This window comes from Enterobacter sp. RHBSTW-00901 (assembly GCF_014103115.1).
Classification (GTDB): domain Bacteria; phylum Pseudomonadota; class Gammaproteobacteria; order Enterobacterales; family Enterobacteriaceae; genus Enterobacter; species Enterobacter cloacae_P.
Map to the genome: position 1 here is coordinate 1,696,259 of NZ_JABXPB010000001.1, position 22,529 is coordinate 1,718,787.

The window sequence follows — 22,529 nt, forward strand, 5'->3', positions numbered from 1 at the left end:
TAATGACCTGAATTATGTGAAAAGAAAACGGCACGTGCCGGATCGTCTTGATTCTTTAGGTTATATCAGCCAAATAAAACTTGCCATACGACCCGTCGTCTTGTCACGACGATAAGAGAAAAAATCACCCGTTTCGGTGAGAGTACAGCGATCGCCGCCGAAGATTTGCGTCACCCCGACATTATTCAGACGCTGGCGAGCAAGTTGGTAAATGTCGGCCAGATACTTTTCACCTGTTGCCATGAAAGCATTCACCGCCTGCGGATCTTTCGCCATAAAGGCTTCACGTACCTCTGGCCCTACCTCAAACGCCTTAGGGCCAATAGCCGGGCCAAGCCAGGCAATGATATTGGCCGGGTCATCGTTGAAACAGCCGACAGTCTCTTCCAGCACACCGTCGCACAGTCCACGCCAGCCCGCATGTGCGGCAGCGACCTCTGTCCCTGCCTGGTTGCAGAACAGTACCGGCAGACAATCGGCAGTCATCACGGCACAAACCGTTCCCGGAGTATTGCTGTAAGAGGCATCGGCACGTTTAGACGCGTAAGGTTCACCTGTAAGCATGAGCACATCTTTACCGTGCACCTGTTCAAGCCAGACCGGTTTCGACGGTAAGTTCCCCGCAGCAAACATGCGCTTGCGGTTCTCTTCAACATGTTCAAGGTTGTCACCACAATGCGCGCCGAGGTTCAAAGACTCCCACGCGCCCTGACTCACCCCGCCGATACGGGTCGAACTGCAGGCAGCCACGCCTTCAGGTAGTGGCCACTCCGGGACAATCAGTTTGGTCATAACCAGTCCACTTGATCCTTATGCTCTTCAAAGTCAGCGCGCATCGCGTCAATCAACTCCACCATATCTTGTGGGATTGGCGCGTGCCATTCCATCTGAATACCGGTGACAGGATGGTAAAGACGCAGCATGGTTGCGTGCAGCGCCTGACGATCGAATTTGCGCAATACGCTGATGAACTCATCCGATGCGCCTTTTGGCGGGCGTGGACGGCCACCATACACCTGATCCCCCACCAGCGGATGGGTGATGTGTGCCATATGGACACGGATCTGGTGAGTACGCCCGGTTTCCAGACGCAGACGCAGGCGCGTATGGATGCGGAAGTGCTCCATGATGCGATAGTGCGTTACCGCCGGTTTACCCATTGGGTGTACGGACATATGAGTACGTTTGGTTGGGTGACGGCTGATCGGCTCTTCTACCGTCCCGCCTGAAGTCATATGACCAATCGCTACCGCTTCATATTCACGCGTGATTTCACGCAGCTGCAGTGATTCAACAAGGCGAGTCTGAGCAGGAATCGTCTTCGCCACCACCATCAAACCGGTCGTGTCTTTATCCAGACGGTGGACGATACCGGCGCGCGGCACGTCAGCAATCGGCGGATAATAATGGAGGAGTGCGTTAAGCACCGTACCATCAGGGTTACCTGCGCCCGGGTGAACAACCAGATCGCGCGGCTTGTTGATGACCAGGATGTCATCATCTTCATAAACGATATCCAGCGGGATATCCTGTGGCTCGAAGCGGACGTCCTCTTCGATTTCAGCATTGATGGCGACAACTTCCCCACCTAACACTTTCTCTTTTGGTTTGTCCCAGATCTTGCCGTTAATCAGCACGCGCTGGTCAAGGATCCATTCTTTTATGCGTGAACGCGAATAATCAGGGAACAATTCGGCCAAAGCCTGATCTAAGCGTTGACCGAGCTGATTTTCGGAGACTGTTGCGGTGAGTTCTACTCGTTGTGCCATAAACTGCTTCTTTGTTTAACGTTGGGTTTTACGGCTTTGCCGTTTAATATAGTGTGCTATTGTAGCTGGTCTTAATCGGGAGCAGGAACAGAGATTCTCCCGGACAAACATTTGAGGAAAGTCAAAACGTCATGACGCGCATGAAATATCTGGTGGCAGCGGCCACGTTGAGCCTGGCTTTGGTGGGCTGCTCCGGTTCAAATGAACAGGTCCCTGACAATCCGCCGAATGAAATCTATGCGACTGCACAACAAAAACTGCAGGACGGTAACTGGAAACAGGCGATAACGCAACTGGAAGCGCTGGATAATCGCTATCCATTTGGTCCATATTCGCAGCAGGTACAGTTAGATCTCATCTACGCCTACTATAAAAATGCCGATCTGCCGTTGGCTCAGGCCACTATCGATCGCTTCGTGCGTCTGAACCCGACTCATCCTAACATCGATTACGTGATGTACATGCGCGGTCTGACTAACATGGCGCTGGATGACAGTGCTCTGCAGGGCTTCTTCGGTGTGGATCGTTCCGACCGTGACCCGCAGCACGCGCGTGATGCATTCAACGACTTCTCCAAACTGGTGCGCGGCTATCCGAACAGCCAGTACGTGACCGACGCGTCCAAACGTCTGGTATTCCTGAAAGATCGCCTGGCGAAATACGAATACTCCGTTGCTGAATACTACACTCGCCGTGGCGCATGGGTTGCTGTCGTTAACCGTGTCGAAGGTATGCTGCGCGATTACCCGGATACACAAGCAACACGCGATGGCCTGAAGCTGATGGAAAATGCTTACCGTCAGATGCAGATGACCGCGCAGGCTGACAAAGTGGCGAAGATCATCGCCGCGAACAGCAGCAACACCTGATATTGACTTCAACGCAAAACGGCAGCCCCAGGGCTGCCGTTTTTTTATTCGATTTCGCCATAAGCTGAAGCGGTTTAGCTTCAACACACCCTATCAACTATGACTGCAATTTTTGCCTTCGACAAGGTAAATATCACCTCTTCCTGCCTTGCCTCACAAAAAAGATTCCCTGACAAAAACCGACAAAATAACGTGATATAAATCACACATTTTGACATTAGGACAGGTATGCTGGAATCACCAAGACGGAAAGACAAGAGGTAAAATTTATGACAATGAACATTACCAGTAAACAAATGGAAATTACTCCGGCAATTCGCCAGCACGTCGCAGACCGTCTCGCTAAACTGGATAAATGGCAAACTCATTTGATTAACCCGCATATCATTCTGTCCAAGGAGCCACAGGGTTTCATCGCTGACGCAACTATCAATACTCCAAACGGCCATCTGGTCGCCAGCGCAAAACATGAAGATATGTACACAGCTATTAACGATTTGATCAACAAGCTGGAACGGCAGCTCAATAAAGTGCAACACAAAGGCGAAGCCCGTCGCGCCGCAACATCGGTGAAAGACGCCAGCCTCGCGGAAGAAGTTGAAGAAGAGTAATCCTTTAAATTGAGTATACCGCCAACGCGCCTTCGGGCGCGTTTTTTATTGACAGGGTGAAAACAGTACAGGTACTTTAACGGTATCAACCACAGGATGAACTCATGAAACATACGCCGTTTTTCTTCGCATTCTTTTTTACCTTCCCCTGAACGGGAGGCGTTTCGTCGTGTGATAAAGAATGCGAAGACGAACAACAAGGCCTCCCAAACCGGGGGGCCTTTTTTATTAATAACGATAAACAGACAGGCAACACTATGACACCGGAAAACCCGTTACTGGATCTGCGAGTAAAAATCAGCGCACTGGATGAGAAATTACTGGCGCTGCTGGCAGAACGCCGCGCTCTTGCCATCGAAGTGGGCAAAGCCAAACTGGACTCTCATCGCCCAGTGCGTGATATCGACCGTGAGCGAGATTTGCTGGAACGTCTGGTTCAGCTTGGCAAAGTGCATCATCTGGATGCCCATTACATTACCCGTCTGTTCCAGCTCATTATCGAAGATTCCGTTTTGACCCAGCAAGCGTTGCTGCAGCAACATCTGAACAAGACCAACCCGCACTCTGCACGCATTGCATTCCTCGGCCCAAAAGGTTCTTACTCTCACCTGGCTGCACGCCAGTATGCAGCCCGCCATTTTGAAGAGTTTATTGAGAGCGGCTGTGCAAAATTTGCCGATATCTTCAATCAGGTTGAAACTGGCCAGGCCGATTACGCCGTCGTACCCATTGAAAACACCAGCTCCGGTGCCATCAACGATGTATACGATCTGCTGCAACATACCAGCCTGTCACTGGTTGGTGAGTTAACTATCCCTATCGATCACTGTGTGCTGGTCTCCGGCTCAACCGACCTGAGCAACATCAAAACGGTCTATAGCCATCCGCAGCCTTTCCAGCAGTGCAGCCAGTTCCTGAACCGTTATCCAGACTGGAAAATTGAGTACACCGAAAGTACATCAGCGGCGATGGAAAAAGTGGCGCAGACAAACTCTCCAACGGTAGCGGCACTGGGCAGCGAAGCAGGTGGTGCGCTGTACGGCTTACAGGTACTGGAGCGTAATCTGGCAAACCAGACGCAAAACATCACCCGTTTCATCGTGCTGGCACGCAAAGCAATCAATGTCTCTGACCAGGTTCCGGCAAAAACCACTCTCTTGATGGCTACCGGCCAACAGGCGGGTGCGCTGGTTGAGGCTCTTCTGGTACTGCGCAATCACAATCTGATCATGACCCGGCTGGAATCCCGCCCGATTTACGGCAATCCGTGGGAAGAGATGTTCTACCTCGATATCCAGGCCAATCTGGAATCTGCATCCATGCAGAAAGCCCTGCGCGAACTGGGCGAGATCACCCGTTCAATGAAAGTACTGGGCTGTTATCCGAGCGAAAATGTCGTCCCGGTTGACCCGGCTTAACGTTCGATAAAACGACTTTTCTTCATCCCTGCTACGCTGACGGGCAGGGTGAAGATAGCGCCAGAGAGCGGGTATTGCGCCACCTCATTCTCATCCATATTTTCCCGCGTAGTCGTAATAAACAACGTTTTCATGTCATCACCCCCAAAGCAGACCATCGTCGGGCAACGCACCGGCAGCCGATATTCTTCCAGCTGTTCCCCCTGCGGAGAAAACCGCGCTATGCGCCAGCCGTCAAACAGCGCACTCCAGTAGCAGCCTTCCACATCCATTGCCGCGCCGTCGGGTATCCCTTCGCCCTCTTTGAACCGATGAAATACCTTACGTTGACCAGGCTCCCCATTTTCATCGAGTGGTGTACGGTAAATGACACCGTTCGGCGTATCGGAGGTGAACATCCACTGTTTATCGGGGCTAAACGCTAACCCGTTATGTCCGTGGATATCACACTGGATCACTTTCGGCGTCAGGTCGTTGTCGATACGCATCAGCATTGCACCGTTGTAGTCCCCTGGCCCCCAGAAGGTACCCGCATAGAAACGGCCCATATGGTCGGTTCCCCCATCGTTAAAACGCGCGAGCTGCGGGTTAGACGGGTTATCGCACACCTTGCGCCGGAGCAGGCCGTGATTATCGGTGAGCCAGATGGCGTTACGCATCGCAACGATAAAACCACCGCGTTCACGCAGGGCAAAACACCCCACCTCTTCATGGAAGGAAAGCACAGTATGTTCTGCCGTAGGCAGATGGTAACGGTGGATCTCCCCTTCCAGAATATCTGCCCAGTAGAGCGCACTCTCTTCTGCGCTCCATGTCGGGCACTCCGGCAGATGCCCGGTGTAATTCAACAGCTGTTGTGGTTCAGCCATGACAGTTCCCCAAAATGAAAAAAGCCAGCAATGCTGGCTTTTAGTATATACATCATCACATTACTGGCGACTGTCATTTGCCTGACGTAACAGCGTGCGGCTCTCACTCTGGAAACGTTTTGCGTAATCACCAAACCAGTGTTCAACTTTACGGAAGCTGTCGATAAACGCCTGTTTATCGCCGTGCTCAAGCAGCGTAATGGCCTCGCCAAATCGCTGATAGTAACGTTTGATGAGCGCAAGGTTGTTTTCTGACGACATAATAATGTCGGCATACAACTGTGGATCCTGTGCAAACAGACGACCAACCATTGCCAGCTCAAGCCGATAGATTGGTGAAGAGAGCGCCAGCAACTGCTCAAGCTGTACATTCTCTTCTGCCAGATGCAGCCCATATGCAAAGGTCGCAAAGTGGCGCAGCGCCTGAATGAACGCCATGTTCTGATCGTGCTCAACCGCGCTGATGCGGTGCAAACGCGCGCCCCACACCTGAATCTGTTCCAGGAACCACTGATAGGCTTCCGGCTGACGGCCATCGCAGTAAACAACCACCTGCTTTGCCAGGCTGCCGCTGTCCGGGCCAAACATGGGGTGCAGACCGAGCACCGGGCCAGTGTGCGCAGCCAGCATCGCCTGTAGCGGGCCATTTTTGACGGAGGCTAAGTCCACCAGGATACAATCTTCCGGTAGCGGAGGAAGCTTCCCGATGATCTGCTCCGTCACATGGATCGGCACGCTGACAATAACCATGCCCGCATCTTTCATGAGTTCTGGCGCATGTGCCCAATCCTCTTTTTCCAGAATGCGCACCTGATAGCCAGAAAGCGTCAGCATTTTTTCGAACAGACGCCCCATCTGACCTGCCCCGCCCACAATGACCACCGGACGCAGCGACGGACAGAGGGTTTTAAAGCCCTTATCGTTCTCGCTGGAGTAAGATTCCCGCATCACGCGACGCAAAACATCTTCAATCAAATCGGGAGAAACGCCCAGCGCCTGGGCCTCTTTCCGGCGGGATGCCAGCATGGACGCTTCACGTTCCGGTACATAAATGGGCAGGCCGTATTTGCTTTTAACCTCACCTACCTCGGCAACCAGTGCCATGCGGCGCGCCAGAAGATCCAGCAGCGCCTTATCCACTTCATCAATTTGATCGCGTAATGCGGTCAATTCAGCAACCATAACTAACCTCTTAAGCCAGACGCGTCGCCAGCTGGCCGTGTAAATCTTTATGGATCTCACGCAGCAGCGCATCGGTGGTTTCCCAGCTGATGCAGGCATCCGTGACGGATACACCATGCTTCATCGCGCTACGCGGTTGTTCAGATGACTGATTGCCTTCATGAATATTGCTCTCAATCATCAGACCGATAATAGAACGGTTACCATCTTTAATCTGTGCAATCACGGATTCCGCCACCGCAGGCTGACGACGGTAATCTTTATTTGAATTACCATGACTGCAATCTACCATCAGCGCCGGACGCAGTCCTGCCTGTGCCATCTCTTTTTCACACTGCGCCACATCCGCCGGGCTGTAGTTCGGTGCTTTACCACCACGCAGGATCACATGACCGTCCGGGTTACCCTGGGTTTGCAGCAGGCAAACCTGACCAGCCTGGTTAATACCGACAAAACGGTGTGGCATCGCAGCGGCACGCATCGCGTTAATCGCCGTCGCCAGGCTACCATCGGTTCCGTTTTTAAAGCCCACCGGCATCGACAGGCCAGACGCCATCTCACGGTGGGTTTGTGATTCAGTCGTACGCGCACCAATCGCAGACCAGCTAAACAGATCGCCCAGGTACTGCGGGCTGTTTGGATCCAGCGCTTCTGTTGCCAGCGGTAGCCCCATGCTCACCAGTTCCACCAGCAGGCGACGCGCAATCTTCAGGCCTGCTTCCACATCAAACGAGCCATCCATGTGCGGATCGTTAATCAACCCTTTCCAGCCAACGGTGGTACGTGGCTTTTCAAAATAGACGCGCATCACCAGGTAGAGGCTATCGCTGACCTCCTCCGCTAATGCTTTAAATCGACGAGCGTATTCAATAGCCGTTTCAGGATCGTGGATAGAGCATGGACCACACACCACCAACAGACGCGGATCGCGGCCAGCGATAATGTCAGAGATGGTCTGGCGAGAGTGCTCAATTTGAGCCTCCTGCGCAATACTCAGCGGGAACTCCGCTTTCAGTTGATCCGGAGTAATTAAAATCTGTTCGTCGGTAATGTGTACGTTGTTCAGCGCGTCTTTTTGCATGATGGCGATCCTGTCTGGCTCGTTTGCGATAGTTGTTTTCCTCTAAGAGGTGGAACAACGATACCACAACAAGTAAAGATTTCAATCCAAAATACGTATACATTACTTTACACAGTCTATTTCATTGCAAAAATCAGCCGATAAAAACGTAAAGTTAAAATTACACTCACAAATTCTTTTGCCAGGCTATGCTGAAGAAAAAAGGAGAGTCGCTATGCGTTCGATGCTTCCTGCGCTGATGGTATTGCTTTTATCGGGCTGCCAAATCAATCCTTATACGTTCCAGCCCAACTGGACAAGCCCCAGCTGGTTTGACGCGGGTAAAGAAGACGCCATGAATGGCCTCCCGGTTAAAGATAACCAGTTGCTGGCCGATAATTTTAACGATCCGCATGTTGATCGTAGCGAATATCTCCGCGGTTATGCCGATGGACAGAAAAGAGTCTGTGAAGAAGGCTTCCTCCACGCCTGGGGATTAGCGGGCAAATCGTTTCCTGCCAGCTGTGATGCCACCGCAAATGCAGCAAAACTGCATGAGTCCTGGCAAAAAGGAATGGATGAAAGCATGAGCGCAAGCAGGCTTAATTGAATTTATTTTTAACACTCTGAATAAATACAATTGTAGGATTTAACTTAGGTCGACATAGTCGCATTTCTGACATAATGACGGCTTTGATAAACAATGGTATTCTGCCAGCAACTCTTAAGGACATCTATTTCCGGAGCGATATGGCGGATTCTGGTGAGAAATTCATTCTTGGTCTCTTTTTTCCGACTCACTCTGGTGTTCATACTGTTTCTTACGGCTGGTTCAGCGGCTGCAGGTGCGCTCGCAGAAACCGATAAATCAGTGCGTTCAATTGTTTCTGGTATTGTGAGCTATACCCGGTGGCCAGCACTTTCTGGTCAGCCCAAACTCTGTGTTTATGCCTCTTCTCGCTACGTGCAGGCACTCAGTAGTGAAAAGGGACAAAACCCGCTACCGTATACTCCTGTGATTGTTCGTAACGATCAGGAAGCGCTGTCCGCTACGTGCGATGCGATTTATTTCGGAACTGAATCACCTGCCAGCCAGCTTGAATTAATAAGACAATACCAGGGCAGAGCATTGCTATTAATCTCAGAGCAAAACCCGGAATGCGTAATTGGCAGTGCATTTTGTCTGATTATCAATGACAACCGGGTCAAGTTCTCTGTCAATCTGGATGCACTGTCTCGCAGTGGCGTAAGGGTCAATCCGGATGTATTAATGCTTGCACGGAATACAAAGCATGAATAAGGATTTCACTCCAAAGCCACGTCCGACGTTTAAAAGAACGTTACGGCGTATCAGTATGATAAGTGTCATAATAACAATGACATTTATATGGCTGTTGCTGTGTTTTGCCTCTGTGGTGACATTAAAGCAATATGCACAAAAAAACCTCGAATTAACCGGTGCAACAATGAGCCACAATCTTGAAGCCTCGCTGGTTTTCAATGATTCACTGGCAGCCAATGAAACTCTTGCGACCCTCGGCAAACAGGGGCAATTTGCCGCAGCGGAAGTGCTCGACAACCACAAAAAACGTTTTGCTTACTGGTCATGGGATCCTGAAGACAATACGGATACGCTGGGCGCGTTGATCAGCCGCTGGTTATTCCCTGAACCCGTCTCACAGCCGATAATGCATAATGGCAATGCAATCGGCGAAATTCATCTTACCGCGCGTGACAGCCTGATCAGCCATTTTATCTGGATGTCCTTTGCCGTTCTTACTGGTTGTATTCTTTTTGCTTCCACTGTCGCGCTCACGATCACACGTTCTCTGCATCACGGTATGGTTACGGCGATGCAAAACATCACCGATGTTGTCCATGATGTACGTACCAACCGCAACTTCTCCCGACGGGTAAAAGCAGGACGTATCGAAGAATTTCACCAGTTTGGTGAAGACTTCAACAGCCTGCTGGATGAAATGGAAGAATGGCAGCTTAAGCTGCAGGCGACAAATGCCCAGTTGATGCGCACGGCCATGCATGACCCTCTCACCGGGCTGGCGAATCGTGCCGCGTTTCGTAATAGCATTGCAGCATTGATGAACGACGCCTCTGCCAAAGCAAACTCTGCCCTGCTCTTCCTCGATGGTGATAACTTTAAGTATATCAACGACACCTGGGGACATGCTGCGGGAGACTGCGTACTGATTGAAATCGCCAGCAGGATGGTCGAGTTCGGTGATAAGCGCCATCTCTCATACCGTCTTGGTGGTGATGAGTTTGCAATGGTGCTGTATGGTGTCCATTCTGAACCTGAGGTTCAACGCATTTGTGCTGCACTGTCGCAGCAGTTTACCCGTCCGTTTGATCTGCATAACGGGCGCACAGCATTGATGTCACTCAGCATTGGCTTTGCTCTGGCGTGGGAAAATGTCTCTGTCGAGGCGTTACTGGAACAAGCCGACCGCAACATGTACATGGTCAAAAACCAGCGTACAAAAACAATATATTAGAAAGGAATACGATATGTTAAAGCGTTACTTCTCGCTGTTGTTACTGGCCTCACTGGCACTGTCTGGCTGTCAGACCCCGCAAGGTAAATTCACCCCAGAGCAAATTACGGCAATGAAGTCTTACGGCTTTAACGAACTGAATGGCGACTGGTCTTTGGGACTGTCGGACAAAATTCTGTTTGATAAAAACGACGCCAGACTGCGTCCGGAGAGTGAATCACAAATCCAGACTATGGCATCACGCCTGGCCGCAACAGGCCTGAACCACGCAAGAATGGACGGGCATACGGATAACTATGGAGAAGAGGGCTACAACGAAGCGCTGTCGTTAAAACGCGCAAACGTCGTGGCAGACGCCTGGGCAAAGGGAGCTCACATCCCGCGCAGTAATCTCACCACGCAGGGATTAGGTAAAAAATATCCTGTTGCCAGCAACAATACCGCACAGGGGCGCGCTGAAAACCGCCGGGTTGCGGTAGTCATCAGCGCGCCATAGGATTACCTGGCGGATGACCCGGCGAGCGACACGCTTGATGCCGCTCGCCAGCGCAGCCAGTCGAGCAAAATAAACAGCGCCAGGCTAATGCCCATCACCGGCAACGCCAGTCCCAACAGAACGCTAACGACTATCGTGGCCCCCCTTCCCCAGGCTGATAACGCCAGCCAGCTCTGACAAAGCGTTTGCACCGGATCCGCTGCCGACCGTGCAGGACGACGCATCCACCACATCCGGTATCCCCAAATTATCAGCACGCACAAGGCAATGCCAAACGCGATAAGCAGTAGTTGATTGATCAGCCCAAACAAGATCCCCATATGAAAATCTACGCCCCAGCGGGTGAGTTTTGCCATTAGCGGGAAATCGTCAAAACGCGTTCTGTCCAGAACCTGCATGGAGTGAGGATCAACGGCGACAGCATCAACCTGTGTCGGCCATCGGCGATCGATTTCCGTCACCGTCCAGGCCTGATCAGCCATTTTTGGCGGACGGATCTCAAGTTTGTTCGCATCAATCCCCGCATTACGGGCGGCATGCAACACGCTATCGAACTGCGCCAGATCTATCCCCATCCCCGCCATCATCATTCCACTATGATGACCGTGGTGTTCGGCATGTTCGTCCATGCTTGTGGGTGCGCCAGAAAGCCGGGTGCTCACCTGCGGAGTCAGCCAGTTCATCTCTGCCCGGAGTTTATCAACATTGCCCCCTGCCCACTGAGACCACGTCAGCCCGGTTACGGAGAACAGCAACATCCCACTCAGCAGCGTCCAGCCTAAGATCACATGCACACGACGCCGATTCTGGAAGCGATTGTTAATACGCCGTTTTGGTCGGGTGTAAAACCACAGGGCAATGCCACCGAGCGCGGCCACCCACATCCAGGAGGCGGCCAGCTCGCTGTAGAGCCGCCCGACATCACCCAGCATCAGCGAGGTATGCAGATAATCAATGGTCTGACGCAGCGGCAAAATCCCGCTAGTGCCATATACCGTCATATCACCACGTACCTCAAGGCTCACGGGGTCAACAAAGATGGCCCGGTTTTCCGATGGCCCAAGCGCCGGGTCAGCGAACATCACGCGGGTCGTTTCACCGTCAATCAGACCCGGACGCACGGCATGTAAACGCAGCTCTGCGCCGACAGCGTTTTCTGCCACAGCAATTTGTTTTGCCAGCGGCTGCGGTTCACCCACGGTAACCGTGTGTAGCGCATGCCGGTAAAGCGCATTTTCCAGCTGTGGCGTTGCCACATACAACGTGCCGGTCAGCGCGGCAAAAAAGATAAACGGGCCGACAAACAACCCAACATAGAAATGGAGTCGACGCAGCAGGTTTCCCCATGCTGCGCGCGGAGTGCAGGTAGTCATACTTTTCCTTTTTAAGGCAAAAAGTGAACGATTTTGTTTTTTAAAGGGAAAAAGCAGACCGGCACGGCGGCGCGCGGGTATCAGGATAGAGCCAGGGGAAAAAGTGCCAGTGGCTGACCGTCTGGCGAGGCGGCTTAACGCGAAGCCTTTGTAGCACCATACTCAGCAGCACGATCAGCGCCAGCATCACGCCCGGCACATGTGCTAACAGCACGCAGTAGCCGCACGCTTCCGCATGGTCGACAGGCATCGTGTGTTGCATCCCTGTGTGCTGTTCATCCATCGACATCATACTCATGTCATGATGCATACCCGGCATGGCACTCATGGGATCTTTTTGCAGCGAGACAGAGATAAGCGGTGCGACCACGATCAGCAGGATCGCAAACAACGCGGTCAATGCCGCTGTGCGCTTCCGGTTGTGCTGATGCAGTACGTTATCCACTGTTCCTCCGCTGAAGAGGCCAGCATTGTAAATGATTTATGACAAAATAGTTAATGTGAGAGATGTAATGGGATAAAAAAAGGGCCAGCCTTTCGGCCAGCCCTTTTTAACAGGATGTCGCTTAAGCGAATCTTAGTTCAGACGCTCTTTAATACGAGCAGACTTACCAGTACGCTCACGCAGGTAGTACAGTTTAGCTTTACGTACAGCACCACGACGTTTAACAGCAATGCTGTCAACTACCGGAGAGTGAGTCTGGAAGACACGCTCAACGCCTTCGCCGTTGGAAATTTTACGAACAGTGAATGCAGAGTGCAGACCGCGGTTACGAATAGCGATAACCACGCCCTCGAATGCCTGCAGACGTTTTTTGGAACCTTCAACAACCCATACTTTCACTTCCACGGTGTCACCTGGACGGAAGGAAGGTACGTCCTGCTTCATCTGCTCTTGTTCAAGTTGCTTAATAATGTTGCTCATAATTTAATCTCTTATCCTGGGTAAACTGATATTCGGGAGCGTATTACGCATTCCCATCATGTTCATGCTGCTGGTGCGCGTGTTCAGTTTTGAACTCGGCCAGCAACTTTGCTTGCTCTTCAGTCAGAGCCAGGTTTTCCAGAAGTTCAGGTCTTCTAAGCCAGGTTCGGCCCAGCGACTGCTTCAAACGCCAGCGACGTATCTCAGCATGGTTTCCAGACAGTAACACTGCCGGTACTCCCATCCCTTCTAACACTTCAGGTCGAGTATAGTGTGGGCAGTCCAGCAACCCATCAGCAAAGGAATCTTCCGTTGCCGAAGCTTCATGGCCCAGTACACCCGGAATGAACCTGGCGACGGAGTCAATCAGCGTCATCGCTGGTAACTCACCACCGCTGAGAACGTAATCGCCGATAGACCATTCTTCGTCAATCTCGGTTTGAATTACGCGCTCATCTATCCCTTCGTAGCGCCCACAGACCAGAATCAGCTTTTGATTCGTCGCCAGTTCGCTCACGCCCGCTTGATCAAGCTTGCGTCCCTGAGGTGACAGATAAATCACCTTCGCGCCTTCACCTGCCGCGGCTTTTGCTGTGTGAATAGCATCCCGTAAGGGTTGCACCATCATTAACATCCCCGGTCCGCCGCCGTAAGGACGATCGTCCACGGTACGGTGCCGGTCATGAGTAAAGTCACGAGGACTCCAGCTCTGGATGTTCAGCAGGCCATTTTTTACTGCCCGGCCAGTTACCCCGTAATCAGTAATCGCGCGGAACATTTCAGGAAACAGGCTAATTATGCCAATCCACATAGCGCCGTCTTTTACCGTTTATCCGGAGAATTTAAAAACCAGGATCCCAATCTACTTCAATCGTTTGAGTAGTGAGATCGACTTTCTTGATAACCTGTCCATCGAGGAACGGAACCAACCGCTCCTTGATGCCAAATGCATCTTTCAGGTTTGCCTTAATGACGAGAACGTCATTTGACCCGGTTTCCATCATATCGATGACTTTCCCCAGGCTGTAACCTTCAGTAGTGACCACCTGGCAACCCATAAGGTCTTTCCAGTAGTAGTCGCCCTCTTCCAGCTGTGGCAACTGCGACGAATCCACGACAATTTCACAATTAGTCAGCGCATTCGCGGCATCACGATCGTCAACGCCTTTCAGCTTGATGATGATGTCCTGATTGTGGTGACGCCAGCTTTCCAGCTCGACCTCTTCCCACTTACCGGCCTTCTGGATAAACCAGGGCTGGTAATCAAAAATGCTATCAGCGTCTTCAGTGGAGGAAAACACTCTGAGCCAACCACGGATACCGTAGCAAGAACCCATTTTTCCCAATACGATCGGTTCAACAGGTGCTTTATTGCTCATCATGACCACCGTGACAGATTAAGCTGCTTTGTTTGCTGCTTTGATCAGCGTAGCAACGCGATCGGAAACAGTAGCGCCCTGGCCAACCCAGTGAGCGATACGATCCAGATCCAGACGAGTTTCTTCTTCTGCGCCAGAGGCCAGTGGGTTGAAGAAACCAACGCGCTCGATGAAGCGACCGTTGCGTGCATTACGGCTGTCAGTAACAACAACCTGGTAGAACGGACGCTTTTTAGCGCCGTGACGAGCTAAACGAATAGTAACCATAACATCCTCTTGTGTGAATAAAACAACCGGGCCCCATCGAGGAACGGAGCCCGGGTGTCATATTAAAAGCCCGAAAATTTTACTGATTTCTGGGGAAAATGCAATCAGCATCTTGATACTGAGCATTTACTCGCTCCGCTCGCTCTTCGGGCCGCCCTAAAGGGCGTTCAAAACACTCTTGTGTCTTGTCGAGCACAACCCGGAGCTAAAATGGCAAACAAGATAACCTTATGCCCTTGTTTTTAGCGGCCAGGGAATCCAGGGGGCATCATGCCTTTCATTCCGCGCATCATTTTTGCCATGCCGCCTTTCTTCATTTTCTTCATCATGCGCTGCATGTCGTCGAACTGTTTCAGAAGACGGTTAACGTCCTGCACCTGCATGCCGCAACCGGCTGCGATACGGCGTTTACGGGAACCTTTGATGATGTCCGGGTTAGCACGTTCTTTGAGGGTCATCGAGTTGATGATCGCCTCCATACGCACCAGCACCTTGTCATCCATCTGCGCTTTTACGTTGTCAGGAATTTGCCCCATACCCGGCAGTTTGCCCATCAGGCTTGCCATGCCGCCCATGTTTTTCATCTGACGCAGTTGTTCAAGGAAATCGGTGAGATCGAAACCATCACCTTTTTTCAGTTTGCTCGCCAGCTTCTCAGCCTGTGCGCGGTCAACCTTGCTCTCGATATCTTCGATCAGCGACAGTACGTCGCCCATACCGAGGATACGGGAAGCGATACGATCCGGGTGGAACGGCTCCAGCGCTTCAGTTTTCTCGCCTACACCGAGGAATTTGATCGGCTTACCGGTGATATGACGAATAGAAAGCGCCGCACCGCCACGGGCGTCACCGTCAACCTTAGTCAGAACCACACCGGTTAACGGCAGGGCTTCGTTAAACGCTTTCGCGGTATTCGCCGCATCCTGACCGGTCATGGCGTCAACAACAAACAGGGTCTCTACCGGGTTGATAGAGGCATGCACCTGCTTGATCTCGTCCATCATCGCTTCATCAACGTGCAGACGACCGGCGGTATCCACCAGCAGCACGTCGTAGAACTTCAGCTTCGCTTCTTTCAGCGCCGCATTAACGATGTCGACAGGCTTCTGGGCAACGTCCGACGGGAAGAAATCCACGCCAACCTGCTCTGCCAGTGTTTCCAGCTGTTTGATTGCCGCCGGGCGATACACGTCGGCAGAAACAACCAGCACCTTTTTCTTGTGTTTTTCGCGCAGGAATTTACCCAGCTTACCAACGCTGGTCGTTTTACCCGCACCCTGCAAACCAGCCATCAGCACGACCGCTGGCGGCTGAGCGGCCAGGTTAAGTACCTGGTTTTCTTCGCCCATCGCCGAAACCAGTTCATTACGAACGATTTTGACGAACTCCTGACCCGGAGTCAGGCTCTTGTTAACTTCATGACCAACCGCTTTTTCTTTTACGCGGTTGATAAAATCACGCACGACCGGTAACGCAACGTCTGCTTCGAGCAGCGCCATACGCACTTCGCGCAGCGTTTCCTTGATGTTCTCTTCAGTAAGGCGTCCACGGCCGCTGATGTTGCGCAGCGTGCGCGACAAACGATCGGTTAAATTATCAAACATTGTCTCTCGCCTGGGTAGAAACGTTGGGTCGCGAGCTGCGACACATACACAGAATTTTGCCGCAGTATAACATGAAGGCGGCTTTGTTGTTATGCAACGGTTGGAGCAGGCGTCACGTAACGTTATACTGCTTCTCTTTCTTATTAAGACAACTGCCGACGCCTATATGCCTGTTTTCGCACTGATCGCCCTTGTTGCCTATTCTGTCAGCCTCGCGCTGATCATTCCCGGCCTGCTGCAAAAAAACAGCGGCTGGCGGCGCATGGCTATTCTTTCGGCGGTGATCGCACTAATCAGCCACGCTTTTGCACTGGAATCACGCATTATTCCTGGTGACGGTAGCGTACAAAACCTGAGCGTGCTGAACGTCGGTTCGCTGGTCAGCCTGATGATCTGCACGGTGATGACCATTGTTGCGTCTAAAAATCGTGGCTGGCTGCTGCTGCCGATTGTCTACACCTTCGCGTTGATCAATCTGGCCTTAGCCACCTTTATGCCCAATGAGTTCATCACCCACCTGGAAGCCACACCGGGCATGCTGGTGCATATTGGTCTGTCGCTGTTCGCTTACGCGACGCTGATCATTGCCGCGCTCTACGCCATGCAGCTCGCCTGGATTGACTACCAGCTGAAAAACAAAAAGCTGGCGTTCAACCATGAGATGCCGCCGCTGATGGTCATTGAGCGTAAGATGTTCCACATTACGCAGGTTGGTGTTGTTCTGCTGACGTTAACACTCTGCACTGGCCTGTTTTATATGAAAAACCTGTTCAGCGTGGAGAATATCGACAAAGCGGTTCTCTCCATCGTCGCGTGGTTTGTCTATATTGTCCTGTTATGGGGCCATTATCATGAAGGCTGGCGCGGTCGTCGCGTGGTCTGGTTTAACGTTGCGGGCGCAGGCATTCTCACCCTTGCCTATTTTGGCAGCCGCTTTATACAGCAATTTGCTGGCTAAGTAACAAAGGAGTTCCCCCTGGAACACATCTCTACCACCACGCTGATCGTCACGCTGATCGTCATGGTGGTCATCTCCGCCTATTTCTCTGGTTCAGAAACCGGCATGATGACCTTAAACCGTTACCGGTTACGTCATCGTGCGAAGCAGGGTAACCGTGCCGCGCGTCGCGTTGAAAAATTACTCCGAAAACCGGATCGCCTGATTAGCCTGGTGCTTATCGGTAACAACCTCGTCAATATTCTCGCCTCTGCACTGGGTACCATCGTTGGGATGCGCCTGTATGGTAATGCGGGCGTCGCCATCGCCACCGGTGTACTGACGTTTGTGGTGCTGGTATTTGCTGAAGTACTCCCAAAAACCATCGCCGCGCTTTACCCTGAAAAAGTCGCCTACCCGAGCAGCTTCCTGCTTGCGCCACTGCAAATCCTGATGATGCCGCTGGTATGGCTCCTGAATATGGTTACCCGCTTACTGATGCGTATGGTGGGAATCAAAGCCGATGTCACCATCAGCAGTGCGCTCAGTAAAGACGAGCTGCGCACTATCGTGAACGAATCCCGCTCGCAAATATCCCGTCGTAACCAGGACATGCTGCTCTCGGTGCTGGATCTGGAAAAGGTCAGCGTTGACGACATCATGGTACCGCGCAATGAAATCGTCGGGATTGACATCAACGACGACTGGAAAGCCATCGTTCGCCAGCTGACGCACTCGCCGCACGGGCGTATCGTGCTCTATCGTGACTCACTGGACGACACCATCAGCATGCTGCGCGTGCGCGAGGCCTATCGCCTGATGACCGAGAAAAAAGAGTTCACAAAAGAGGTGATGCTGCGCGCCGCCGACGAAATTTACTACGTACCGGAAGGAACGCCACTCAGTACGCAACTGGTGAAGTTTCAGCGTAATAAGAAGAAAGTCGGGCTGGTAGTGGATGAGTACGGCGACATTCAGGGGCTGGTGACGGTCGAAGATATTCTGGAAGAGATTGTCGGGGACTTTACGACATCAATGTCACCTTCCCTTGCTGAAGAAGTCACTCCGCAAAATGACGGCTCCGTGCTGATCGACGGTAGCGCCAATATTCGTGAACTTAATAAAGCCTTTAACTGGCATCTGCCGGAAGACGAGGCTCGCACCATGAACGGGATGATTCTGGAAGCACTGGAAGAGATCCCGGCAGCGGGCACGCGGGTACGAATTGATCAATACGATATTGATATCCTGGACGTGCAGGACAATATGATTAAGCAGGTGAAAATTCTGCCCGTTAAGCCGATTCGGGAAAGTATTTCTGAGTAGGAAGTCGAATGTAGGCCGGGTAAGGCGAATGCCGCCACCCGGCACTACAGATGGCAAATTACGCTTTCGCTTTCGCCACGGTTACCATTGCAGCACGAATGGTACGGCCATTCAGGGTATAACCTTTCTGCATCACGCCCAGCACATTACCTGCGGTAACGTCTTCTGATTCCACCATCGCAATCGCCTGGTGAACGTTTGGATCCAGCGGCACGTTGGTATCGGCAATCACTTCCACGCCAAACTTGCGCACCACATCAAGCATAGATTTCAGCGTCAGTTCGATGCCTTCAATCATTGCCGCGTTGTCCGGGTTAGCTTTGTCAGCCACTTCCAGCGCGCGATCCAGGCTATCCACTACCGGCAGCAGTTCGTTGACGAATTTCTCCAGCGCAAATTTATGCGCTTTTTCAACGTCCATCTCAGTACGGCGGCGCAGGTTTTCCATTTCCGCTTTGATGCGCAGCACACCTTCGCGCTCACGATTCTGTGCTTCTACCAACTGGGCTTCCAGATTCGCAATTTTTTCATCGCGCGGGTCCACCTGCTCAGCAGATGCGTCTGGCTCTAACGCCTCAACTTCATCGTGCTGTTCCGTGATAATTTCTTCAGGGGCTTGCCCCTCAGGCGTTTTCTGTTCTTTACTACTCATGAATTTCTCCGCGTTTTTCTGCATTCATCTCGCTAACTTCGCTTATTATGGGGATCAGTTTCCGGGATTCAAGGGAACAAGACAGATTGTCATCATTCATCAGGCACAAGGACCTCCAGAAAATGAATAATCATTTCAGGTGTATTGGGATCGTCGGGCATCCGCGTCACCCTACCGCATTGACGACACATGAAATGTTGTATCGCTGGCTGTGTAGCAAAGGCTATGAAGTGATGGTCGAACAGCAAATCGCTCAGGAGCTGCAGCTCAAGGGCGTCAAAACCGGCACGCTGGCGGAAATTGGCCAACAGGCAGACCTCGCTGTGGTGGTCGGCGGCGATGGCAATATGCTGGGCGCAGCACGTACCCTCGCTCGCTATGATATCAAGGTCATCGGTATCAACCGCGGTAACCTCGGTTTTCTGACTGACCTCGACCCGGACAACGCCCAGCAACAGCTGGCCGACGTGCTGGAAGGTCACTATATCAGCGAAAAACGTTTTCTGCTTGAAGCCCAGGTGTGCCAGCAAGACTGTCAGAAGCGCATCAGCACCGCGATTAACGAAGTGGTTCTTCACCCCGGCAAAGTGGCGCACATGATTGAGTTCGAAGTCTACATCGACGAAATCTTCGCCTTCTCACAACGTTCTGATGGGCTCATTATCTCCACGCCAACAGGTTCAACGGCCTACTCGCTCTCTGCAGGCGGCCCAATTCTGACCCCGTCACTGGATGCCATCACGCTGGTGCCAATGTTCCCGCATACGCTCTCTGCCCGCCCGCTGGTCATTAACGGCAGCAGCACCATTCGCCTGCGTTTCTCACACCGCCGCAACGACCTGGAGATCAGCTGCGACAGCCAGATCGCACTGCCTATTCAGGAAGGTGAAGATGTATTAATTCGCCGCTGCGATTACCACCTGAATCTTATTCACCCAAAAGATTACAGTTATTTCAACACATTAAGTTCAAAGCTTGGCTGGTCAAAAAAATTGTTCTGATTTTGCATCCAGCACTTTACTGTATAAAAAACCAGTTTATACTGTATGAAAACACAGTTATGGTTTTTCATACAGGAAAGCAATTATGCTGGCACAACTGACCATCAGCAACTTTGCCATTGTTCGTGAGCTTGAGATCGACTTCCACAGCGGCATGACGGCAATCACCGGGGAAACCGGTGCGGGTAAATCCATTGCCATTGATGCCCTCGGCTTGTGCCTCGGCGGCCGTGCAGAGGGTGATATGGTGCGCACCGGTGCAAACCGTGCCGATCTCTGTGCCCGCTTTTCCCTGAAAGATACCCCGGCCGCCCTGTGCTGGCTGGAAGAGAACCAGCTGGAAGACGGACGTGAGTGTTTACTTCGTCGCGTCATCAGCAGCGACGGCCGCTCTCGTGGCTTTATTAACGGTACAGCCGTCCCTCTTTCCCAACTGCGCGAACTCGGCCAGTTGCTCATCCAGATCCACGGTCAACACGCCCATCAGCAGCTGATTAAACCAGAGCAACAGAAAGCCCTGCTCGACGGTTACGCGGGTGAGTATGCGCTCACTCAACTGATGGCGGAGCACTATCGCCAGTGGCACCAGAGCTGTCGCGAGCTCGCACAGCATCAACAGCAAAGCCAGGAGCGTGCTGCACGTGCTGAGTTGCTGGAATATCAGTTGAAAGAACTGAACGAATTCAACCCACAGGCGGGTGAGTTCGAGCAAATTGATGAAGAGTACAAGCGTCTGGCCAACAGTGGTCACCTGCTCTCGACCAGCCAGAATGCACTGGACATGCTGGCGGATGGCGAGGACGTGAATCTGCAAAGCCAGTTGTATAATGTGCGTCAGTTAGTCACTGAACTGGCCGGTATGGACAGCAAACTCTCCGGTGTACTGGATATGCTGGAAGAGGCCGCCATTCAGATCTCTGAAGCGGGCGACGAACTGCGACACTACTGTGAACGTCTGGATCTCGATCCCAACCGGCTGTTCGAACTGGAGCAACGCATCTCCAGACAGATTTCGCTGGCGCGCAAGCACCACGTCACGCCAGAAGAATTACCGGACTATTATCAGTCTCTGCTTGATGAACAGCAGCAGCTCGACGATCAGGCCGACTCACTGGAAACCTTATCCCTGGCGGTGAATCTGCACCATCAGCAGGCGCTCGTGACGGCAAAACAGCTGCATGATATCCGCCAGCATTATGCGCAAGAATTAGGCCAGCACATCACCGACAGTATGCACACCCTGGCGATGCCACACGGCGTATTCACTATTGATGTCCGCTTTGAAGAAAACCACCTGACGGCTGAAGGTGCAGATCGCATTGAATTCCGCGTCACCACGAACCCTGGTCAGCCGCTACAACCTATTTCCAAAGTGGCATCCGGCGGTGAGTTGTCGCGTATAGCCCTGGCGATTCAGGTGATCACTGCCCGTAAAATGGAAACCCCGGCGTTGATTTTCGATGAAGTCGATGTGGGGATCAGCGGCCCGACGGCGGCGGTGGTCGGCAAGCTGTTACGTCAGTTAGGTGAATCAACTCAGGTGATGTGCGTCACCCACTTGCCGCAGGTTGCAGGTTGTGGTCACCACCACTTTATCGTCAGCAAAGAAACTGATGGTGAAATGACCGAAACGCATATGAAACCACTGGATAAACGTTCGCGTCTGCAAGAGCTGGCGCGCCTGCTCGGCGGCAGTGAAGTCACCCGCAACACCCTTGCTAACGCGAAAGAACTACTGGCGGCATAAACTTTTTCGGGATCTCAGGGTCATAGAGAACAATAAAAACGCCGCCAGACCGGTTTCAAAGTGGGGCAAGGTCTATTATCATCGGCATATTACATATGAGCCGCGTACTGCTCGGGCCCGAAAAGGAATCAAATCACTATGCGCTGTAAAACGCTGACCGCTGCCGCAGCGGTTCTTCTGATGTTGACCGCAGGCTGTTCCACTCTGGAGAAAGTGGTTTACCGTCCTGACATCAACCAGGGGAACTACCTTACTCCTAACGATGTGTCCAAAATCCGCCCAGGAATGACACAACAGCAGGTCGCTTATGCACTGGGAACCCCGATGATGTCCGATCCGTTTGGGACAAACACCTGGTTCTATGTATTCCGTCAGCAGCCAGGCCACGAAGACGTGACCCAGCAGACCCTGACGCTGACCTTCAGCAGCGCCGGTGTGTTGACCAACATCGACAACAAGCCTGCCCTGACCAAATAATCAGGCGTCAGAAATGCAAAAAGGTGCTCAATGAGCACCTTTTTTTGTTTTTTC

At 52.1% G+C, this 22,529-nt stretch carries 26 protein-coding genes and 1 other annotated feature; of the genes, 13 read left to right on the top strand and 13 right to left on the bottom strand.

Translation table 11 applies throughout. From position 1 onward, the window contains the following. Positions 1-60: 60 nt before the first annotated feature. Complete coding sequence (gene yfiH / locus HV318_RS08070; protein WP_182272338.1) at positions 61-792, bottom strand: purine nucleoside phosphorylase YfiH; 732 nt, start codon at positions 790-792, stop codon at positions 61-63. Then, positions 789-1,769 carry a 23S rRNA pseudouridine(1911/1915/1917) synthase RluD gene (gene rluD, locus HV318_RS08075; protein ID WP_182272339.1) on the bottom strand — a complete coding sequence of 327 codons (981 nt, stop codon included), beginning with the start codon at positions 1,767-1,769 and terminating at the stop codon, positions 789-791. The genes yfiH and rluD overlap by 4 nt, the downstream gene beginning before the upstream one ends. A gap of 131 nt (positions 1,770-1,900) precedes the next feature. Here rluD and bamD point away from each other — a divergent pair, with 131 nt between their 5' ends. The 4 genes from bamD to pheA all read left to right on the top strand — a co-directional run bounded on the left by bamD (position 1,901) and on the right by pheA (position 4,667). Continuing rightward, positions 1,901-2,638, top strand: coding sequence for an outer membrane protein assembly factor BamD (gene bamD, locus HV318_RS08080; protein ID WP_182272340.1), 738 nt, complete (start codon positions 1,901-1,903; stop codon positions 2,636-2,638). Positions 2,639-2,907: 269 nt separating this feature from the next. Beyond that, a complete protein-coding gene (raiA, locus tag HV318_RS08085) occupies positions 2,908-3,249 on the top strand; it encodes a ribosome-associated translation inhibitor RaiA (RefSeq protein ID WP_181620429.1) in 342 nt (113 codons plus the stop codon). A 103-nt stretch (positions 3,250-3,352) separates the two neighbouring features. Then, positions 3,353-3,478 (top strand) — a sequence feature (Phe leader region). Beyond that, positions 3,354-3,401, top strand: a complete 48-nt coding sequence (pheL, locus tag HV318_RS08090) for a pheA operon leader peptide PheL (protein WP_001386991.1) — start codon at positions 3,354-3,356, stop codon at positions 3,399-3,401. It overlaps the preceding feature by 48 nt. A gap of 28 nt (positions 3,479-3,506) precedes the next feature. Then, complete coding sequence (gene pheA, locus HV318_RS08095; protein WP_182272341.1) at positions 3,507-4,667, top strand: bifunctional chorismate mutase/prephenate dehydratase; 1,161 nt, start codon at positions 3,507-3,509, stop codon at positions 4,665-4,667. Here the strand turns inward: pheA and HV318_RS08100 are convergent. From HV318_RS08100 to aroF, 3 genes are read right to left on the bottom strand one after another with little or no spacing between them, the layout of a single operon-like run. Next, positions 4,664-5,536: an SMP-30/gluconolactonase/LRE family protein gene (locus HV318_RS08100; RefSeq protein WP_182272342.1), complete on the bottom strand. Its 873-nt coding sequence runs from the start codon at positions 5,534-5,536 to the stop codon at positions 4,664-4,666. The two genes, pheA and HV318_RS08100, sit on opposite strands and share 4 nt — an antisense overlap. A 60-nt stretch (positions 5,537-5,596) precedes the next feature. Continuing rightward, positions 5,597-6,718, bottom strand: a complete 1,122-nt coding sequence (tyrA, locus tag HV318_RS08105) for a bifunctional chorismate mutase/prephenate dehydrogenase (RefSeq protein ID WP_182272343.1) — start codon at positions 6,716-6,718, stop codon at positions 5,597-5,599. Between the two features lie 10 nt (positions 6,719-6,728). After that, positions 6,729-7,799 (bottom strand): 3-deoxy-7-phosphoheptulonate synthase AroF, encoded by a 1,071-nt coding sequence (gene aroF / locus HV318_RS08110; protein WP_182272344.1) that lies wholly within the window; start codon positions 7,797-7,799, stop codon positions 6,729-6,731. Between the two features lie 214 nt (positions 7,800-8,013). Between aroF and HV318_RS08115 the strand changes: the two genes are divergently transcribed. The 4 genes from HV318_RS08115 to HV318_RS08130 all read left to right on the top strand — a co-directional run bounded on the left by HV318_RS08115 (position 8,014) and on the right by HV318_RS08130 (position 10,787). Then, a complete protein-coding gene (locus HV318_RS08115; RefSeq protein ID WP_182272345.1) occupies positions 8,014-8,388 on the top strand; it encodes a DUF2799 domain-containing protein in 375 nt (124 codons plus the stop codon). A gap of 153 nt (positions 8,389-8,541) precedes the next feature. Beyond that, positions 8,542-9,078: a regulatory sequestration protein YfiR gene (yfiR, locus tag HV318_RS08120; protein WP_182272346.1), complete on the top strand. Its 537-nt coding sequence runs from the start codon at positions 8,542-8,544 to the stop codon at positions 9,076-9,078. Next, positions 9,071-10,291, top strand: coding sequence for a diguanylate cyclase DgcN/YfiN (gene dgcN / locus HV318_RS08125; protein ID WP_182272347.1), 1,221 nt, complete (start codon positions 9,071-9,073; stop codon positions 10,289-10,291). The genes yfiR and dgcN overlap by 8 nt, the downstream gene beginning before the upstream one ends. A 13-nt stretch (positions 10,292-10,304) precedes the next feature. After that, a complete protein-coding gene (locus tag HV318_RS08130) occupies positions 10,305-10,787 on the top strand; it encodes an OmpA family protein (protein ID WP_182272348.1) in 483 nt (160 codons plus the stop codon). A 2-nt stretch (positions 10,788-10,789) separates the two neighbouring features. Here HV318_RS08130 and HV318_RS08135 read toward each other — a convergent pair whose 3' ends face one another. The 7 genes from HV318_RS08135 to ffh all read right to left on the bottom strand — a co-directional run bounded on the left by HV318_RS08135 (position 10,790) and on the right by ffh (position 16,335). Continuing rightward, positions 10,790-12,160, bottom strand: a complete 1,371-nt coding sequence (locus HV318_RS08135) for a PepSY-associated TM helix domain-containing protein (RefSeq protein ID WP_182272349.1) — start codon at positions 12,158-12,160, stop codon at positions 10,790-10,792. A 40-nt stretch (positions 12,161-12,200) separates the two neighbouring features. Then, positions 12,201-12,605: a DUF2946 domain-containing protein gene (locus tag HV318_RS08140; RefSeq protein ID WP_182272350.1), complete on the bottom strand. Its 405-nt coding sequence runs from the start codon at positions 12,603-12,605 to the stop codon at positions 12,201-12,203. Between the two features lie 132 nt (positions 12,606-12,737). Then, positions 12,738-13,085: a 50S ribosomal protein L19 gene (gene rplS / locus HV318_RS08145; protein ID WP_002914145.1), complete on the bottom strand. Its 348-nt coding sequence runs from the start codon at positions 13,083-13,085 to the stop codon at positions 12,738-12,740. 43 nt (positions 13,086-13,128) lie between these two features. Then, entirely contained in the window at positions 13,129-13,896 is a 768-nt protein-coding gene (trmD, locus tag HV318_RS08150) for a tRNA (guanosine(37)-N1)-methyltransferase TrmD (RefSeq protein WP_182272351.1), read from the bottom strand. Positions 13,897-13,927: 31 nt separating this feature from the next. Next, positions 13,928-14,467: a ribosome maturation factor RimM gene (gene rimM, locus HV318_RS08155; RefSeq protein WP_080330249.1), complete on the bottom strand. Its 540-nt coding sequence runs from the start codon at positions 14,465-14,467 to the stop codon at positions 13,928-13,930. Between the two features lie 15 nt (positions 14,468-14,482). After that, on the bottom strand, positions 14,483-14,731 hold the full coding sequence (rpsP, locus tag HV318_RS08160) for a 30S ribosomal protein S16 (RefSeq protein ID WP_022649067.1): 249 nt from the start codon (positions 14,729-14,731) through the stop codon (positions 14,483-14,485). Positions 14,732-14,973: 242 nt separating this feature from the next. Next, positions 14,974-16,335, bottom strand: a complete 1,362-nt coding sequence (gene ffh, locus HV318_RS08165) for a signal recognition particle protein (RefSeq protein ID WP_014884878.1) — start codon at positions 16,333-16,335, stop codon at positions 14,974-14,976. A 166-nt stretch (positions 16,336-16,501) separates the two neighbouring features. Between ffh and HV318_RS08170 the strand changes: the two genes are divergently transcribed. Both HV318_RS08170 and HV318_RS08175 read left to right on the top strand, forming a co-directional pair. Continuing rightward, positions 16,502-17,293 (top strand): cytochrome C assembly family protein, encoded by a 792-nt coding sequence (locus tag HV318_RS08170; RefSeq protein WP_032666789.1) that lies wholly within the window; start codon positions 16,502-16,504, stop codon positions 17,291-17,293. Between the two features lie 18 nt (positions 17,294-17,311). Continuing rightward, a complete protein-coding gene (locus HV318_RS08175; protein WP_182274560.1) occupies positions 17,312-18,598 on the top strand; it encodes an HlyC/CorC family transporter in 1,287 nt (428 codons plus the stop codon). 58 nt (positions 18,599-18,656) lie between these two features. On the opposite strand, the gene grpE is transcribed toward HV318_RS08175, so the two are convergent. Beyond that, positions 18,657-19,250 carry a nucleotide exchange factor GrpE gene (gene grpE / locus HV318_RS08180; RefSeq protein ID WP_182272352.1) on the bottom strand — a complete coding sequence of 198 codons (594 nt, stop codon included), beginning with the start codon at positions 19,248-19,250 and terminating at the stop codon, positions 18,657-18,659. Positions 19,251-19,372: 122 nt separating this feature from the next. Here grpE and nadK point away from each other — a divergent pair, with 122 nt between their 5' ends. The 3 genes from nadK (at position 19,373) to bamE (ending at position 22,475) form a co-directional block, all read left to right on the top strand. Then, entirely contained in the window at positions 19,373-20,251 is an 879-nt protein-coding gene (gene nadK / locus HV318_RS08185; protein WP_182272353.1) for an NAD(+) kinase, read from the top strand. Between the two features lie 85 nt (positions 20,252-20,336). After that, positions 20,337-21,998, top strand: a complete 1,662-nt coding sequence (gene recN / locus HV318_RS08190) for a DNA repair protein RecN (protein ID WP_182272354.1) — start codon at positions 20,337-20,339, stop codon at positions 21,996-21,998. 138 nt (positions 21,999-22,136) lie between these two features. Beyond that, complete coding sequence (gene bamE, locus HV318_RS08195; RefSeq protein WP_182272355.1) at positions 22,137-22,475, top strand: outer membrane protein assembly factor BamE; 339 nt, start codon at positions 22,137-22,139, stop codon at positions 22,473-22,475. The last annotated feature ends 54 nt before the right edge of the window (positions 22,476-22,529 follow it).